Origin of the sequence: Sorangium sp. So ce185, assembly GCF_051526825.1 — a bacterium.
In the GTDB taxonomy this organism is placed as follows: domain Bacteria; phylum Myxococcota_A; class Polyangia; order Polyangiales; family Polyangiaceae; genus Sorangium; species Sorangium cellulosum_D.
In genome coordinates this window covers 1,565,209-1,581,215 of sequence record NZ_CP150316.1, presented here as the reverse complement: position 1 = coordinate 1,581,215, position 16,007 = coordinate 1,565,209, and the positions used below count along the sequence as shown (strand labels likewise).

General features: G+C 71.6%; 11 protein-coding genes. 4 read left to right on the top strand and 7 right to left on the bottom strand.

Annotated elements, in window-relative coordinates; translation table 11 throughout:
- Nucleotides 1-62: 62 nt before the first annotated feature.
- From WMF26_RS05855 to WMF26_RS05840, 4 genes are all read right to left on the bottom strand, one after another.
- Nucleotides 63-2,117 carry an amylo-alpha-1,6-glucosidase gene (locus WMF26_RS05855; protein WP_437999501.1) on the bottom strand — a complete coding sequence of 685 codons (2,055 nt, stop codon included), beginning with the start codon at nt 2,115-2,117 and terminating at the stop codon, nt 63-65.
- A 23-nt stretch (nt 2,118-2,140) separates the two neighbouring features.
- Nucleotides 2,141-2,509 (bottom strand): SCP2 sterol-binding domain-containing protein, encoded by a 369-nt coding sequence (locus WMF26_RS05850; RefSeq protein ID WP_437999500.1) that lies wholly within the window; start codon nt 2,507-2,509, stop codon nt 2,141-2,143.
- A 68-nt stretch (nt 2,510-2,577) separates the two neighbouring features.
- On the bottom strand, nt 2,578-3,171 hold the full coding sequence (locus WMF26_RS05845) for an HdeD family acid-resistance protein (RefSeq protein WP_061629372.1): 594 nt from the start codon (nt 3,169-3,171) through the stop codon (nt 2,578-2,580).
- 376 nt (nt 3,172-3,547) lie between these two features.
- Nucleotides 3,548-4,963, bottom strand: coding sequence for an RICIN domain-containing protein (locus WMF26_RS05840; RefSeq protein ID WP_437999499.1), 1,416 nt, complete (start codon nt 4,961-4,963; stop codon nt 3,548-3,550).
- Between the two features lie 348 nt (nt 4,964-5,311).
- Between WMF26_RS05840 and WMF26_RS05835 the strand changes: the two genes are divergently transcribed.
- Genes WMF26_RS05835 through WMF26_RS05820 form a run of 4 tightly spaced genes read left to right on the top strand, consistent with a single transcriptional unit; the run spans nt 5,312 to nt 11,979 of the window.
- Nucleotides 5,312-8,881 carry an AAA family ATPase gene (locus tag WMF26_RS05835; RefSeq protein WP_437999498.1) on the top strand — a complete coding sequence of 1,190 codons (3,570 nt, stop codon included), beginning with the start codon at nt 5,312-5,314 and terminating at the stop codon, nt 8,879-8,881.
- 49 nt (nt 8,882-8,930) lie between these two features.
- A complete protein-coding gene (locus WMF26_RS05830) occupies nt 8,931-9,554 on the top strand; it encodes a hypothetical protein (RefSeq protein ID WP_437999497.1) in 624 nt (207 codons plus the stop codon).
- On the top strand, nt 9,551-10,870 hold the full coding sequence (locus WMF26_RS05825) for a radical SAM/SPASM domain-containing protein (RefSeq protein WP_437999496.1): 1,320 nt from the start codon (nt 9,551-9,553) through the stop codon (nt 10,868-10,870). The genes WMF26_RS05830 and WMF26_RS05825 overlap by 4 nt, the downstream gene beginning before the upstream one ends.
- Nucleotides 10,867-11,979 (top strand): formylglycine-generating enzyme family protein, encoded by a 1,113-nt coding sequence (locus tag WMF26_RS05820; RefSeq protein WP_437999495.1) that lies wholly within the window; start codon nt 10,867-10,869, stop codon nt 11,977-11,979. Before WMF26_RS05825 ends, WMF26_RS05820 begins: the two co-directional genes overlap by 4 nt.
- 154 nt (nt 11,980-12,133) lie before the next feature.
- Here the strand turns inward: WMF26_RS05820 and WMF26_RS05815 are convergent, their stop codons facing one another.
- Genes WMF26_RS05815 through WMF26_RS05805 form a run of 3 tightly spaced genes read right to left on the bottom strand, consistent with a single transcriptional unit; the run spans nt 12,134 to nt 15,914 of the window.
- Nucleotides 12,134-12,511: a response regulator gene (locus WMF26_RS05815; RefSeq protein WP_061621796.1), complete on the bottom strand. Its 378-nt coding sequence runs from the start codon at nt 12,509-12,511 to the stop codon at nt 12,134-12,136.
- Nucleotides 12,512-12,546: 35 nt separating this feature from the next.
- Nucleotides 12,547-13,083, bottom strand: a complete 537-nt coding sequence (locus WMF26_RS05810) for a chemotaxis protein CheX (protein WP_129573335.1) — start codon at nt 13,081-13,083, stop codon at nt 12,547-12,549.
- Nucleotides 13,080-15,914 (bottom strand): nitrate- and nitrite sensing domain-containing protein, encoded by a 2,835-nt coding sequence (locus WMF26_RS05805; RefSeq protein WP_437999494.1) that lies wholly within the window; start codon nt 15,912-15,914, stop codon nt 13,080-13,082. Before WMF26_RS05805 ends, WMF26_RS05810 begins: the two co-directional genes overlap by 4 nt.
- Nucleotides 15,915-16,007 lie beyond the last annotated feature (93 nt).

Here is a 16,007-nt window from a genome sequence, read left to right as displayed (position 1 = left end):
GCCGGGGCACGGCTCCTGCGAATCCATGGCGACGGCTACGGGCCAGCCGTCGCCATGGCGATTCACGCCGCCCGGAGGCCCGACTCCGGGCGCGCTCGACCGAAGGCGTCGCTCCTGCCCCAGCGCCCGGGGATGTCGAGCAGTCGGATCTCCCCGAGCTCGGCGGGGACCGCCGGATCGACGAACAGGCGATTGCCCATCGGCTCCAGCCCGAGCACGGCGCGCAGAAAGAGCAAGGGAGCCCCGGCGGCCCAGGCCTGGGGGCTGCACGCGGTCGGATACTCGACCGGGAACTTGGTGAGCTCTCGTGGGTACCCGGCAAACGCCTCCGGCAAGCGGTAGTGGAAGAAGGGCGCCGCGGCCAGGTTGCCCGTCGCGATACGCCCGGCCTCCACGCTGAAGCCGTAACGCCGGAGCCCGAGCGCGATCAGAGAGTTGTCGTGCGGCCAGACCGTGCCCACGTGATATCCGATGGGATTGTACCCGCCCTCGTCGTCGGCCAGGGTACGCACGCCCCAGCCGCTGAACAGATGAGGTCCGAGGAGGTGCTCCACCACTCGTTCGGCCTTCGATGTTTCGACGATACCGCTCCAGAGCAAGTGGCCGATGTTCGAGGTCAAGGAGTCGACCGGTCGCTTCCGGCCATCCAGCGCGAGCGCGAAGAACCCGCGATCGTCGAGCCAGAAGTCCTGATTGAATCGACGTTTCAGCTCAGCCGCGTCTCGCTCCAGGCGCGCCGCCAGCTCGGGGTCCCGCCAGAGCTCGCGCGCGAGCCGGGCGCAGCGCACCTTCGCGTCGTAGACGTAGCCCTGGATCTCACAACACGCGAGAGGCCGCGGCGCGAGCGATCCGTCATGAAAGACGATGGCGTCCCACGAGTCTTTCCAGCACTGGTTCTCCAGGCCGGTCTCGGGGTTGCGCGTGTCGTATTCGACATACCCGTCGCCGTCGCGGTCGCCCCACTGGTCGAGCCATCGAAGCGCGGCGCGCGCGGTGTGCTCCATCGACAGGACGAGCTCCGCGTCGCCGGTCCAGCGCTCGTACTCGTCCAGCAGGATCAAGAAGAGCGGCGTCGAGTCGGCAGCGCCGAAGTAGGGAGAATGCGGCCGCTCTTCGAAGGCGGTCAGCTCGCCCCAGCGGACCTCGTGGAGGATCTTCCCCGGCTCCTCGTCGCGGAAATCGTCCCGGCGGCTGCCCTGGCGGCGCGCGAGATAGCGGAGCGTGGAGCGCGAGAGCTCGGGGACGAACGGCAACGCTTGCAGGCTCGTGATGATGCTGTCGCGGCCGAAGGCCGCCATGAACCACGGCAGACCAGCGGCCGGAATGGCGGCGTCCGGCATCAGCTTGGAGAAGAAGCGCAGCGCGGCCAGGTCGATGAGGCTCCGCTCGTACGTCCGGGCGAGCGTCTCGTTCGAGGTGACGAGCCGTGGGGCGTGGTCCATCCAGCTCTCGAGGCTGATGCCGATGTTCGGGCGCGCGTGGCGCTCGCCGTGGGCGTACTTCACCCGGGTGTGCCGCTCCTCGAGGCCGTCGATCGCCGCCACGACGTCGAGGCACGTGCTCCAGCGGCCGTGCGGCGCGATGCTCGCCCGAAAGGTCAAGCCGTTCGGATCGATCTGCGCGGGCTGCGAGGCGGAGATCCACGTCTCGCGCACGAAGCGCTCGCGTCGATAGCCGAGGACGAGCCGATTGTCTTCGATGCGGTGATAGCGCTCGCCCTTCTTCGGGAGCATGTCCTTGACCTCGAACAGGTCGGCGAAATCGGCGGCGGCCTGGATGCGGACCTCGAGGTCGACGGGATCCTTGCCGTGGTTCATGAGCAGGAGGTCCTCGTGGAAGCCATCGCCCGCAAACCGGCTCCGGACGATCGAGAGGGTCGATTGGACGTACATCGCCGCAGGCCTCGGGACGAGGAAGAACTGGGCCTGGAAGTACTGCACGTCGTCGGTGGACAGCGCGGCGGGGACGACGCCGTCGATCGTCAGGATCCATTCGGAGAGAAAGCGCGTATCGAGGTGAAAGAGGCCGAGCGGCCGGCTGACGGAGTGTTCGATGTTGCCACGCAGATCGCTGACGACGAACGTGCCGCCGTCCAGAATGCTCACTTGCCGTTCCATGGGTCCCCTCCGATGACGGTGGCTCAGCGCGTCGCTCCTGGAGTCTGTTGGTCCCCCGGGGAGAAGACGCTCTGAAACATCTGGGCGACGCCCAGGTCTCCTCGCACGCCGACGCGGCCCTGCATGATCGCCGTGATCAGGTTCTGCTCACCGCGAAAGATCCGCAGGAAATCGTCGAGCGAGCAGGAAAGCTGGCAGTCCTCGCTCGCCCCGTCGGGCGCGATTCCGAAGGACCCGTCGGCGATCTCGACGACGATGCGCTCGTCGTCGCTGAGCTGCACGGCGCACACCTTCCGTATTCCTCGCAGACGGGCGTCGTAGCGTCCTGCCGCGAGGGCCTCGATGAGCTTCCTTGCTTGCGACATGGCCAAAACGTGTGTCCGGGTTGTCAACCTAGCCTTCGCGCTTCGCACCCCACGCAAGGGATGTACCCTTCTGCACGGCGCGGAGGCCGCCTCCTTCACGCTCGCGTGTGGAGCACGCGAGCGCCGCCCAGCGCGATCAGGATCATCGACGTGCCGCCGGTCAGGAGGCTGATTCCGACGAGCAAGCCGAGCACCCTCGCGGCGGTGGTGACGCCGCCCGTGACGATCAGCACCCCGAGCCCCAGCGCCAGGATGCCGTCGAACACGAGCCACCCCGAGCCCCGCAGCCCGCGGTGCTGATAGGCGCGGACGAGCTTGAGCGCGCCCTCGGCGGCGAAGTACGCCGAGGCGAGCACCATCAGCGCGAGCTTGCCGGTCATCGGGAAAGCCACGAGGAGAAGGCCGAACGCCACCTGCACCAGGGCGCTCACGAGCTCCCAGCCGGCCCCGGCCCAGCCGCGGCTCTGGATGGCGTGACAGCCCTCGGCCACGCCGGCGACCACGATCAACCAGCCGAGCGCGATGGCGGCGACCCGAGAGGCGACGAAGGGCAGGAGGAACGCGAGCACGCCGAGCACCATCGAGGTCACGCCGATCGCGAGGAACCAGCCGCGGTTCTCCCGCACGGTGTGAAGGTCGACCGGCGCAAAGCGTAGCGGCTTCGTGGACTCTTCGAGCGGACCAACCATGGGCACCCCTCTGGTTCGTGGAGCACGCGTATCCCGTCGGTCCCCCGCCCCACGCGGACGAGGTGGCCGGGACCGCGTCCTCTTCGAGCATCGTCGTCGAGCATCGTCCGTGCCAGCGCGCCGGCGGGAACATTGTGCCTGGCGCTCGCGGGAGACGTCACGGCCGAGGGCGGCCAGGAGCGCGCCGCCTCATCAGCAGGCGATTGCCCGCGCGGCCCTGACGCGCGGAGCGGCCGCCCTTCGAGCCCTGCTTCGCGCGATTTTCACGCTTGCGCGTCGACGTGAGCGACCGGCGCTCCCGCGCCGGGCCTTCCGGCGTCGCGTTGGCCTTCCGCGCCCTCCGCATCGACGCGCCGAACGCGCTCCGTGCCGCGGATCACGGGCAGAAGGTGACCTCGAAGCTCGTCTCCGACGAGCAGGCGTGGAGCCCGGCGGCGTCGTCGTAAGCATAGCTGTACGCGGTGGGGCACATCTGGTGCATCCGGATCACGTAGTCCGTGTGCTCCACGCTCCGCGGATCCGCGGTGTCCCGGCACGCGTCCGACGTCATGCACCCTCGCTCGGCGGTGCACTGGCCCGTGGCCGGATCGATGGGCGTCGGACAGCAGAGGTGGAGCCCGGGATCGGCGCTCTCCGGCTGGCCCAGGCCCCAGGGCGCCGGGTAATTCCACTTCTTGCACGGGGCCATGCAGCCGACCACGACGCCGTTTCTGTCGCGCACCCGGAGGTCCTGGTGCGCGTATCCGGGAAACTGGCCGTTGCCGAGGTCCTCGTCGCCGGGGCAGAGCGAGAGCGACAGCCCGGAGCAGTCCGAGGTGATGCAGCTGCCCTGCTCGGCGCCGGCGCCCTTGGGGACGACCTTGAAGGGCAGCGTGTAGCCGTCCACCTGGCTGAGGTTGTACCAGGTCTGGTCCGCGCTGCCCCTGGGCGCGAAGGTGGCCTCGAACTTCGACTCGATCGGCGGCTGACAGCCGCCCGCCGGACAAGGGGCGACGCTGTCGCCCGTGGTGCAGTTGCGGCCGCCGTCGTCACAGCCGGTCTTCGGCCAGAAGCGCGTCGCGCTGATGCCGCCGTCGGGCACGTCGTAGGTGTACGCGGCGCCCCGGGTGAGCTTGACGTTCTGCGGGCCCTGCACGTTGGTCGAGTGGGCGACCCAGATCGGCGCCGAGCAGTTGTTGACGATCGTGAGGGTGCGGGCGCCGGAGCCGGTGGAGGAGCCGCCGCTCACCTTGTCGAGCGTCCAGCGCTGGTTGGTGGTGCCGCCGTAGGGATACTGGAGGATATCCGTCCCGTCGGCGGCGTTGCCCCACGCGAGGTCGACGACCTGATCGGTGTGGCGCGCGTGGATGCTGAACTGGTTGCCCCCGCGATTCACGAGCTTCCACTGCTGGTTGGCGCCGCCGACATAGGTCCACTGGTGGATGACCGCGTTCGGCGCGGTGCTCACGTCGCGCACGTCGAGGGCCTTGTTGCTGCCCACGTTGACGATCTTCCAGTAGCCGTCGGTCGTCGGGGAGATGTGGAATTTCTGCGCGTTCGTCCCGTTGCAGGTCCACTGCTGCATCCGCGTGCCGTCGGCGGTGCTGGCCCCGGGCACGTCGAGGCACTTGTTCGTGGCGACCGAGCGGATGACGTAGTCCCCCTCGGTGACGCTGGACACGAGCACCGCGTCCGCGTCCTCGGCGCTGGCCTCGGTCCGCGCCGCCTCGTCGTCGGCGACGAGACACCCGCCCAGCAGCACGATCCACCCCAGCGCCAGCGACAGACCCCCCACCGCGATCTTGCGAGCCATGATGCCCTCCTCGTGGTTGCGATGCGCCCTGGATGCCGGCGCGACCGCTGGTCGAGGCGCCAGTGCACGCGACGTTCCACGCCGGCGGCGCGGGCGCGCACGGCCAGGCCGCGGGCGCGCACGGCCAGGCCGCCGAGGCTCCACCGGGCTTCGCCGAGATCCGGCGGGGCCCGGGGGCGATCCGCGGGATCGCCCCTCGCCAGCGCGAGGCGATCCGCGCGATCACCCTCCGGCCTCGAGGGGCGATCCCGCGGAGCGCTCCCGCGCCGCGCAGCAAACCGGCGTTGGGCGCATCACAGTCCCGCGTGGAAGCCATTTACCCACGTGGTGCGCGGGTGTTATTCAACGATGATGGGCAGTGACGACGATCGCGGTCACGGGCTGCCCATCCCGCAGAAGCTCTATGGCCGAGACGCGGAGATCGCGGCGCTCCTCGCGGCGTGGGAGCGGGCGAGCCGGGGCGCCGCCGAGCTCGCGCTGATCTCCGGTCACGCCGGCATCGGCAAATCGGCGGTGGTGAGCGAGCTGCACCGGGCGATCGCCGGGCACGGCGCGCGCTTCATCTCGGGCAAGTTCGACCAGTTCAACCGGAGCGTCCCGTACGCCTCGCTGGCGCAGGCGTTGCGGGAGCTCGCGCGGCACCTGCTCACCGAGCGCGGCGAGGCGCTCTCGCGCCTGCGGCGCAAGCTCGCGACCGCCCTCGGCCAGAGCGGGCAGGTCCTCGTCGACCTGCTGCCGGAGCTGGAGCTCATCATCGGCCCCCAGCCGCCCGTGCCCGAGCTCGGGGCGGCCGAGTCCCAGAACCGGCTCGACCTTGTATTTCAGAGCTTCCTGCGCGTCTTCGCCACGGCGGAGCACCCGCTGGTCCTCTTCCTCGACGATCTGCAGTGGGCGGATCTCGCCTCGCTCCGGCTCCTCACGCTGCTCCTGTCGGATCCGGAGCGCGGCCACCTGCTCGTGATCGGCGCCTACCGCGACGACGAGGTCGACGCGGGACACCCGCTCTCCGCGGCTCGGGCGGAGCTCCGGAAGGCGGGGGCGAGCATGGTCGAGATCACCCTCGATCCGCTGCGCCCCGCGGACCTCAATCAGCTCCTCGCCGACGCGCTCGGCTGCGGCCCGGAGCGGTCCGCCGCGCTGGCGACGCTCGTCCTCGACAAGACCCAGGGGAACCCCTTCTTCATCAATCAGTTCCTCGTCTCGCTCTACAAGGACCGCCTGATCGCCTTCGATCCGCAGTCCGGCGCGTTCTCCTGGGATCTCGATCGCATCCGGAGGGCGGGGATCACGGACAACGTGGTCGATTTCATGGCGAAGAAGCTGCGGCGTCTCTCGCCGAGCGCGCAGCGTGTCCTCACGCTCGCCGCGTGCATCGGCCACAAGTTCGACCTGGAGACGCTCGCGCTTGTCGACGAGCGGCCGCCCGAGGCCACCGCCGCCGATCTCCGGGAGGCGCTCCGGGAGGGCGTCGTCCTGCCCCTGGACGCCGAGCACCGGTACGTCCGCGCCGCGCCCGACCACGGCGGCGAGGGCGGGCTGCCGGCCGGGGACATCGACGTCTCTTACCGGTTCTTGCACGATCGCGTGCGGCAGGCGGCCTACTCGCTCGTCGACGAGGACCGCAAGCAGGACCTGCACCTCCGGATCGGGCGCCTCATGCTCGCGCGGCGGGAGCTCGGCGAGCGGGACGAGCACCTGTTCGACACGGTGAACCACCTGAACCTCGGCGCCTCGCGGATCGCCTCGCCGGACGAGCGGACCATCCTCGCGCGCCTGAACCTCGCCGCCGGCATGAAGGCGAAGGCGTCGGCCGCCTACGACGTGGCCGCCGGCTACTTCGGCGCCGGCGTGTCGCTCGTCGACGACGAGGGGTGGGAGCAGGACTACGAGCTCGCGTTCGCGCTCCACCTCGAGGGCGCCGACTGCGGGTTCCTGAGCGGCCGCTCGGCGGAGGCCGAACCGCTGTTCAACGTCTCCCTGACCCGCGCCAGGACCGACCTCGATCGCGCGCACGTCTACGCCCGGCGCATCTTGCTCTTCAACACCGTCGCGAGGTTCGACGAGTCCGTGCGCTGCGCGCGCACGGCGCTCGCCCTGCTCGGGATCGAGCTGCCCGAGCGCGAAGACCGGATCCGGGCGGCCCTCGCGGCGGAGCTCGCCGAGGTGCCGCGCAACCTGGCGAGCCGCCAGATCACCGAGCTGTGCGACGCCCCGGAGCTCAAGAGCCCCGAGCACAAGGCCGCGCTGACGATCCTCACGAACGTGAGCGCCGCCATCCTCGTCGCGGAGCCGTCCCTCCACGCCCTCGTGTGCGTCAAGCACGCCAACATCTCGCTCAAGCACGGCCACGCGGAGGTCTCCGCCTGGGGATATCTGATCTACGCGATCGTCCTGATCGAGCAGGGCCGGTACGCGGAAGCCTACGAGTTCGGCAGGCTCGCGATGGATCTCGACGAGAAGATGGGCTGCGCCGTGATGTCGTCCAAGGTGAAGTCGAGCTTCGCGGTGTTCATCTCGCCCTATCGGGAGCCGCTCCGGCGGTCGTTCGCGTACCTGGCGCAGGCGCACCGGGACGGGCGCGAAACGGGGGACTTCCAGTTCGCCAGCTACTCCCTCCTCCACGGGGTCACGAGCCGGCTGAGCCACGGCGTCGCGCTCGGCGCGGTGTCCGAGGAGATCGAGCGGTCCCTCCCGTTCTTGCAGCGGACGAGAGACGTGATGTCGGGCCTCATCGTGACCTCGTCGAAGCAGATGATCGCGAACCTGCGAGGCTGCACGCTGGGCCACCACACCCTGAGCGACGGCGTCTTCGACGAGGACGAGTTCAGCGCGACGCTTGGCGCGCCGAACCACGAGTTCATGGCGGCGTTCTATCATATCCAGAGAGCGCAGCTCGCGTACCTCTACGGCGACCACGAGCGCGCCCTCGCGCTCATCGCCCTGGCGGAGCCGCTGCGCCCGTACCTGGCGAACATGTGGATGTCGACCGAGGTCCCGTTCTACGCGAGCCTCATCCTGCTGGCCCTCTGCCCGAAGGCGCCGGGCGCCGAGCAGGCGCGCTACGCGCGCGAGATCGCGCGCCACGCGGCCGACGTCGCGGCGTGGGCGGAGAGCTGCCCGGAGAACTTCCGCCACAAGCATCTCCTGGTCTCCGCCGAGCGCGCGCGCGTCTCGGGGGACGACGCGGCGGCGACGGATCTCTACGAGGAGGCGATCAGGGCCGCTCAGGAGAGCGAGTTCCTGCACCACGAGGCGCTCTCGAACGAGCTCGCCGCGAGGTTCCACCTGGCGAAGGGGCGGACGAAGATCGCGCGCATGTACATGGCCGACGCCGTCCACGGCTACGCGCGGTGGGGCGCGGAGGCCAAGGTCGCGCAGCTCCATGAGACGTACGCGGAGCTCACGCCGCGGGGGCCCGCGGCGGAGACGGCGAGGCCTCCGCGCCGGACGATGAACCCCGAGCCCGGCGCCACCTCGATCGAGGACGGCCCACTGTACGGCGCGCTGGAGGAGAAGGTCCGGGAGCGCACGGCAGCGCTGGAGGAGGCGCAGGCGAAGGTGATCCGGCTGGAGCGCGAGGTCGCCGACAAGCGGATGGCGGGCGGCTTCGCGCGCGAGATCGAGGACGCGCTGGCGGGCGCGAAGCTGGCGCTCGCGAGGGCGCTCGGACAGGACGAGTCGAGCTCGCGACCGTGCCTCACCTTCGACTCGGGGGTGGAGCTCGGCAAGCTGCACGAGGAGCTGAGCCTGCGCTTCTCCGACGAAGAGATGGAGCGGATGAGCGGGCGGCTCCAGCACATCTTCGAGAACCAGGAGGAGCTCGACGCCGCGCTGAGGCTCGCGTTCAAGGCGACGGACCACGCGCTCGCCGTCGCCAGGGAGATCATCCGCCTCTCCGCTGAAGCCCACGGCGGATAGACCTGCGAACGGACGCCGCCGAGGCGCCCAGGCACGCTATCCTCGGCGCATGGCCAAGAAGCGAGACCTCGTCGTCAACGACCTCGCGCGTTACGAGAAATCGTCGGAGCGCCTCGTGCTCGAGGACTACTCGAGCTGCGAGGTCCCGGCGGGGTGCGGCGGCGGGATCCTTCGCTGGATCGATCCGCAGGAGGCGCTGCCGCTGACGCTGCGCCTCTGGACGGCGGGCAAGGCGGAGGTCTTCTTCGACGGCGCGCCCGTGCGATCGAGCCGGATCCTGGCTCGCCCGGGCGCGCACGTCCTCGCGGTCGCCATCCGAGCCGCGGACGACGCGCCCGCCCGGCTCGCGCTCTCCCTGCGCTACAGCGACGAGGCCAACACCCGCGCCCCGCTCGAGCCCCGGCGCGACAGGTCGATCGGGCGCACGCTCGACGTCCGCTCGGGCGCCGGCGCGGCGATCGTCGGGACCACCCGCGACCCCGGCGGCGACGCGTGGAAGCTGCCCGGCTTCGACGAGCGCGGCTGGCGCGCGCTCGCGCCCGCGCAGGGCGGCGCCGGCTGGCACTTCAACGACCTCATGAGCCGTGGAGCGCGCGCCGTCGGGCTGCCGGACGCGCAAGGCGACCTCTGGGCCCGGTGCTCGTTCGACGTCGACCTCGGGGGCGCGCCGTGACCGCGCGCCCGCCGCTCGCCCTCGTCCCGCAGCACTTCGGGTCGACCGTCTTCGACCGCCGCACGTCGCGTTACCTGCCGTTCGATCACGAGACCACGGATATCCTGCTCCGCGCCCGCGCGACCCCGATCGGCGCGATCGTCGACGCCGCGCCGCCCGAGCGCCGCGGCGCGCTCGCCGCGTTCGCCTCCGCCTTCTACGAGCGGGCCTTCTTCACGCACGACCTCCTCTTCGACGGCGTCGCGCTCGACGTGATGCCGCCCGCCGATCACCTCACCGGGCCGCTGGCCGTGCACCTCGAGGTCGTCGCCGCGTGCAACCTCGCCTGCACGCACTGCTTCGCGGGCGAGCTCCCGCGCCGAGAGCCGCCGCTCACCCTCGCCGAGCTGGACGCGCTGTTCGCCTCGCTCGCGCGCCTCGGCTCGTTCCGGCTGGGCCTCACCGGCGGCGAGCCGCTGCTCCGCAAGGATCTGTTCGACATCCTCGATCTCGCGACCTCGCACGGCCTGCACCCGTGCCTCACCACGAACGCGCTCCTCCTCACCGAGGAGACCGCGAAGAAGCTCGGCGAGCGCTCCCTCGTGTGGCTCAACGTCAGCCTCGACGGCGCCACGGCCGCGACGAACGACGCCGTCCGCGGCGAAGGCACGTTCGCGCGCGTGCTGGAGAAGGTCGCCCTGCTCCGCGAGCACGCGCGCTTCTCGCTCGCGTTCACGATCATGCGCCATAACGCGTCCGAGGCGGCGGCGTTCGCCGAGCTGGCCGCGGCCGCCGGCGCGCACACCGCTGTGTTCCGGCCGCTCTACCCGGTGGGCGCCGCCGGGTCGCGCGCCGAGCTGTGGCCCTCGTTCGACGACTACGAGGCCGCGCTGGGCGCCCTCTGGACGCTCGGCGCGACCGGCGACGGCCGCGCCACGGCCGCGCGCGCGATCGACCCCTTCTCGCCGAGGAGCCGCGGCGAGACGCGGGCCGTCGTGCACGACAACTGGGGCTGCGGCGCTGGCAACACCGTGTGCTCCATCTCGGTCGGCGGCGACGTGAACCCGTGCAGCTTCCTCGGCCCCGGCTTCGTCGCCGAGAACCTCCGCCGCGCCCCCTTCGAGCACATCTGGCGCGAGAGCGAGCGCTTCCGCGCCATCCGCGGCCTCCCCGGCGACGGCGCCGGCACCGCCTCCTTCGGCGGCGGGTGCCGCGCGCGCTCGCTCGTCATGGCCGGCGACGTGAACGCCCCCGATCCGTGGCTCGCGCGGCACGAGGCGGCGCCGCAGCGCCACAACCCGCTCACCGTGCTGCGCGCGCAGCGGAGGCTCGCGTGAGCGCGCCCGACCCGACCTGGCTCCTGTCCGCGGACCGCGAGCTCCCCTCGGCCGCGGAGCTCCTCGGCCTCGCCGCGCGCCTCGCCGGGGAGGGGCGCCTCGAGCTGGCCGCCACCGCCTGCGACGCCGCCTTCGGCCTCGCGCCCGGGGACCCGGCGCTCGCCGAGGCGCGCGCCCGCCTGCTCGATCGGCTCCAGATCGAGGAGCACGGCCTCGTGTTCCGCTACGTGCCCGCGGGCCCATTCCTCATGGGCGCGGACGACGGCGACCCCGACGAGCGGCCCGTGCACCCGGTGGAGCTCGGCGCGTTCTGGATCACCGACGTGCCGATCACCTGGGCCGCGTACCACGCGCTCATCGGCTGGCCGCCCCCGCCGGACGGCGGGCCTCCGTCGAAACCGACGAGGGAGGGCAAGATCGACGTGGACGCGTTCCGGGTCTACAACGACGGCAAGATCCGCCGGCAGTACTGCGAGAGCGAGACGGTCCGCGCGCACGACTGGCATGCCCATGCGCCGGACGCCGAGTGGCGGTCGGGCGGCCGTGTCATGACGGCGCGCGAGCTGTTCGGGGAGGTCGCGCGCGGCGATCCGGCGCGCCCGTGGACCTACGATCAGAAGCCCATGGTCGCGGTCCGGTGGGATCAGGCGGTGGCGCTCGGCGATTCGCTCTCCGCAGAACAGGAGCAGGTCACCTATCGCTTGCCGACCGAGGCCGAGTGGGAGAAGGCCGCGCGCGGCGGACTCGTCGGCTGCCCGTACCCCTGGGGCGACGCGCCGCCGTCCCCGGCGCTCTGCGATTTCGATCGGTTCGAGGATTTCTCGCTCCGCCCGCCGCGCAGCTTCCCGCCCAACGGATATGGCCTGTTCGGCATGAGCGGCGGCGTCCGCGAGTGGACGGGCGACGGCTACGACGCGCTCTATTATGCCGAGGGCCCGCGCGCCGCCCCGGTCGGGCCGGCCGCCGCGAAGCAGCGCGTCCTGCGCGGGGGTTCCTGGGCCGACTGCGCGTGGGCGGTGCGCGTCTCGTTCCGGATGGGCAGTCCCCCGGATCTGCACGGCGATCCCACGATTGGCTTCCGGCTGTGCCGCGTCGCGCGCCCCGGGTGAGCGCCTCTTCGTGGACCCCTGCCCCCCTTCGATGCATGGATAAAGCTGTTGCATCAGCGTCGTTGGGGGGAGCTAACCAGCCCTAGGCTGGAGCGACAGACGGGTTGAAACGGCGGAACAGGTCGTAGAAGCCGCGGGCGGCGCGACCGGCGCATCAGGGCTCGCCGGCGAGCTTCTTCACCGCGGCGAGCAGGAGGTCCGGCTTGAACGGCTTGATGATCCAGCCCTTCGCGCCGGCCTTGCGGGCCTTGTCGATGAGCTCGGGCTGCCCCTCGGTCGTGAGCATGAGGATCGGCACGCCGGACGCGAGGCCCTTGTCCCGCAGGCTCTCCAGCATCTCGATGCCGTTCATCACGGGCATGTTCACGTCGGCGATGATCATCGCCAGATCGCCCTTGTGGGCGTTGACCGCCGCGACCGCGTCCCGGCCGTTGTCCGCCTCCACGATGCTGTAGCCCGCCCCGGACAGGAGAATGCCGACCTGCTGGCGGACCGTGTTCGAATCCTCGACGAGAAGAATTTTCTTGGCCATCTGTCGTATCTCCTTCGGCGCGCGCGGTCCGCGGCTCAGAACAGCAGCACTTCCCCCTCGCGCTGCGGATCGGGCATGTCGACCTCCTCGAGCTCCAGCGCCGTGTCGGGGGCCATCGCGTCGAACAGCACGGCGAGCCGGTCGGTCCCGGCGTCGAAGAGGAGCCGCCGGAAGCCCTCGCTCTGCTCCTCCCGGGCGCGCAGGTGCTCGCCGATCGCGGCGCTCGGCGTCGAGAGCACGATGATGAGCCCGAGGTGGCGCAGCCGGTTCTTCACCCGCCCGAGGAGCTGGTTCGCGAGCTCGCTCGCCCAGTCGCACACCATGTCCTCGTCGAGCTGGCGCCGCTCTCGCAGCGGGTGGCAGCGGGTGATGAGCGCCACGGGAGCGACGATCGTCAGGCTCCCGCGGAGGTGATCGCCCGTGAAACCGATGAACGAGACCACCGCGTTGCCAGGCGTCGCCTCGGAGTCCTGGTGCTCCAGGAGCCGGAGCTCGACGCCGTTGTCGCGAAACAGGTGGACGCACGACGCCGCAAGCTCGTCATAGATGCGGTGCCAGCTCTCCGAGTTCATTGCGCTCTCCTCGATCTGTCGCTGTCCATGGTCGACGCGCTCATCGCGACACCCGATCCGGGCGGCTCGCGCCCGGCGAGGGGGCCCGCGCTCGAGCCGCGCGGAGGGCCGGCGAGGGGCGCGCCGCGCCGGCTCGACGGCGGCAGCGGCGCGCCGGCCGCATCGAGCTTCCGGGGGAACCGGAAGCGGAAGGTCGTCCCCTGCCCTCGCTCCGTCTCGATCTCCACCCGGCCGCCGAGCCGGCGGCACTCGTGGAGCGCGACGCCGAGGCCGACGCCGCGGCCGGAGACGTCCGTGACCTGCTCGGCGGTGGTGAAGCCGGGGGCGAACAGCGCGGCCTCGAGATCCCGCCGCGTGGCGTTCGGCAACCCGACCGCCCCGGCCTTCTCGCGCACGCGCTCCCAGTCGATGCCGGCGCCGTCGTCGCCCACCTCGATGAGGACCTCGTCCGCCGTCGCGCTCGAGCGGAGGGTGAGCGCGCCGCGCGGCGGCTTGCCGGCCGCCTCGCGCGCCTCCGGCCGCTCGATCCCGTGGTCCATCACGTTGCGCACGACGTGCCCGAGCGCCTGCCACATCGCGGCGAAGCGCGGCGCGGGGAGCCGGACGCCGCCCGCGTCGATGCGCACGTCGGGCCTCGGCTTGCCGAGCTTCCGCGCGAGCGTCTCGGCCTGATCCTTCATCCGGTTGAACCGCACCTCCGTGCGCTCGTCGCGGAGGGACGCGACGGCCCGCTCGAGATCGGCGTGGTCGCGCCGCTCCTGCACCATCGCGAGCAGGGCCTCGACCTCCGCGTCGTCGACGTCGACGCGCGAGGCCTGCCCCGCCCCGGCGAGCAGGCCGCCTACCCGCGCGACGAACGCGGACCACGCGTCCTTCAGCGCGTCGATCTGCTCGTCGGGCGGCAGCGAGCGCTCCTCGACGACGAAGCTCTCGATCTCGTGCGCCACCTTCGCCACGCTCGTCACGTCCCAGAGCCCGGCGTTCCCCTTGATGGTGTGCACGAGGCGCATCACGTGGTCCACGTCGGCGATGCTCCGCGCGCTCACCGCGTCGACGAGCTTGCTCGTGTCGCTCACGAACCCGAGGAGACCGAGCCGGTCCTTCACGGCGCGCTCGAACACCTGGATGTGCTCGCGCTGCCGCTCGGCCTCCCGCAAGGAGTCCATCGTGGCCGTGACGTCCGTGATCACCATCAGCGCGCCGCTGAACTGGCCCTCGTGGGACAGGATCGGCTTGAAGCCGAGCGTGAGGTGGCGGCCCTCGCGGTGCAGGGCCTTCGGCAGCTGATCGAGGACGACCTCGAGCGGGAGGAAGTCGTCGCACGCGGCCTCCCACCCCATCGTGAGCAGCGCGCGGGCCCGGGGGTCATGGCCGGCGATGCGCTCGGCGAAGTGCTCGTCGTGCGCCGGCACGCCGAAGAGGCGCTCGAAGGCGGCGGAGCGCGCGGGCTCCATCGTGCCGTCGCGGTGGATCGTCACGAGGGCCTGGTCGACGTTGTCGAGCACGAGGCGCATCTCCCGGTTGCGCTCCGCGAGCTCGCACGTCCGCTGGGCGACGGTGGCCTCGAGGTTCTGCCGGTGGCTCTCCAGGGCCTCGTCGCGCGCCTGGATGCCCGCCAGCATCTCGTTGAAGGCGTCGGTGAGCGCCCCGAACTCGTCGTCGGCGGTCTTGCGGGCGCGCGTCGTGTAGTCGCGCGTCCGCCGGACGTGGGCCGCGGCCTCGCCGAGGACCTCGAGCGACCGGGACAGCCCCCGCACGAGCACGAGCGCGAGCGCGCCCGACACGAGCAGCACGACCCCGGAGACCGCGATGCCGTTGAGCACCGTCCTCCGCGTGTCCGCGACCTTGTCGGAGGCGGCGCGCCGCATGCCCGCGATCGCCTCGTGCTCGATCGCGGCGAGCCGGTCGAGGCGCCCTTGCTGCGCGTCGAACCACGCGTCGTGGTCGATGGCCAGGTCCTCGTCCGTCGACGCGATCGCCGCGGCGCGCAGCTCGTCGGCGCGCCGCACGCGCGGGTCGTCACGGGCGGCGTCGTGGAGCGCCCGCGCCGGCTCCGACGCGTTGGCCAGGAACATCTCGCGATAGAGCTGCTCCTCCGTCATGAGCGTCACGAGCGTCTTGAAGGCGCCCGGCTCGAACTGCGTCGACGCGAAGGCGTGGGCGAGCAGCGCGTGCTGGCGGCTGGCGCGCTCGGCGAGCTCGTGCACGGCGACGATCGACTGGATCCTCCGCAGGAGCTCGCCCTCGTCGCTCAGCTCGGAGAGCCCGGCGTTGGCCCGGATCAGGCTCGCGTTGATGCCGCCGAAGATCTGGAGGGCGCTGTCGAGCGGCGCCGCCTTCGCGTCGGCCTGGCGCCGGAACGCGCCGAGCTCGCCGACGTGGGCGCGCGCGTCTGCGAGGTCGCGCGCGAGCCGGGACGGCAGGCGGGAGAGATCGCGCTCGGCCAGGAACGCGTCGAGGTGGGCGAGGCTCTCGTCGGTCGCCGCCCGCGCGGTCTCGAGCTGGGCGCTCGCGCGCGCGAGCGCCACGGCGCGCTGGAACGGCCGCGCGGCGCCCCGCGCGGCCTCGGCGTCCCGCGCGTCCGGCGGCCGGATCTCCAGCCCCTCGACCAGCGCGGTCCACGCCCGCTCCCTCTGGAGCGCGTGCAGCGGCTGCGCCATGATCGACGAGAGCTGCGCGAGGTCCTCAATCGAGCCGATCGCCGCCGCCCTCGCGGCCTGCTGCCGCGCGTCGCCCGCGATCATCGCCGCGAGCAGCAGGGCGCCGACGACGGGCACGCCGGCGAGCGACCACAGCTTCAGACGAATCGACGCCTTACGCAAGGTAGGCATGCCCCCGTTTCCTCGACGCGGCCTCTGCGGCGCGACGACGGCTCGCCCTCTCTACAGCGAGACGCCCCGCGAGCACGCATGAAATCGCGCGCC